This is a genomic window from Brucella tritici (assembly GCF_902825325.1).
In the GTDB taxonomy this organism is placed as follows: Bacteria; Pseudomonadota; Alphaproteobacteria; order Rhizobiales; family Rhizobiaceae; genus Brucella.
Genome location: NZ_CADEAR010000075.1, coordinates 1 through 517 on the forward strand (window position 1 = coordinate 1; position 517 = coordinate 517).

Sequence of the window (517 nt, forward strand, 5' to 3'; positions counted from 1 at the left end):
ATTACTCGATGATCGAGGAGACGATGCCTGCACCGACGGTGCGGCCGCCTTCACGGATAGCGAAGCGGAGCTTCTCTTCCATCGCGATCGGCACGATCAGGGTGACGTCCATGGCGATGTTGTCGCCAGGCATGACCATTTCCGTACCAGCCGGCAGCGTGACAACACCGGTCACGTCCGTCGTGCGGAAGTAGAACTGCGGACGGTAGTTCGTGAAGAACGGCGTATGACGGCCACCTTCGTCCTTGGTCAGAATGTAAGCTTCTGCCTTGAACTTGGTGTGCGGCTTCACAGAACCCGGCTTGCAGAGAACCTGGCCGCGTTCAACGTCTTCACGGCCAACGCCGCGGATCAGAGCGCCGATATTGTCGCCAGCCTGGCCCTGGTCGAGCAGCTTGCGGAACATTTCAACGCCGGTAACCGTCGTCTTCGTCGTCGCCTTGATGCCGACGATTTCAACTTCTTCACCAACCTTGACGATACCGCGCTCAACGCGACCCGTCACAACCGTACCACG

General features: G+C 59.2%; 1 protein-coding gene. It reads right to left on the bottom strand.

The genetic code is table 11. The annotated features are described in order from the left end of the window. Position 1: 1 nt before the first annotated feature. Positions 2 to 517: EF-Tu/IF-2/RF-3 family GTPase (locus HWX93_RS22725; protein ID WP_268904594.1), on the bottom strand; the 516-nt coding region annotated here is incomplete at its 5' end.